The sequence below is a fragment of the Aquabacterium sp. A08 genome (assembly GCF_011742065.1).
In genome coordinates this window covers 1-252 of the sequence record NZ_JAAQQT010000477.1, presented here as the reverse complement: position 1 = coordinate 252, position 252 = coordinate 1, and the positions used below count along the sequence as shown (strand labels likewise).

At 68.3% G+C, this 252-nt stretch carries 1 protein-coding gene and 1 pseudogene; both read right to left on the bottom strand.

The features are described 5' to 3' along the window. Window positions 1-122, bottom strand: a 122-nt coding sequence (locus tag HA630_RS02720; RefSeq protein ID WP_208299884.1) for a pantoate--beta-alanine ligase, incomplete at its 3' end; no start/stop codon positions are given. A gap of 19 nt (window positions 123-141) precedes the next feature. Further along, a pseudogene (panB, locus tag HA630_RS23300) lies at window positions 142-252 on the bottom strand (3-methyl-2-oxobutanoate hydroxymethyltransferase); the annotation flags it as partial.

Below are 252 nucleotides of genomic sequence, written 5' to 3'. Positions count from 1 at the left end.
TTTGCCTGGCGCACCAGGGCCAGGTGCCCGGCGTGCAGGTTGCCCATGGTGGGCACGAAGGCGGGCGCGTCGAAGCGGGCCAGCACCTGGCGCAGTTCGGCAATGGTGTGAACGACTTGCATACAAACGGGGCGGGGCGGTTTACCAGGCGTGCAGCGCGTTGTCGGGGAAGCTGCCGTCCTTCACGGCGGCCACGTAGGCGGCCATGGCGGCCTTGACGCTGGCCGAGCCGTCCATGAAGTTGCGCACGAA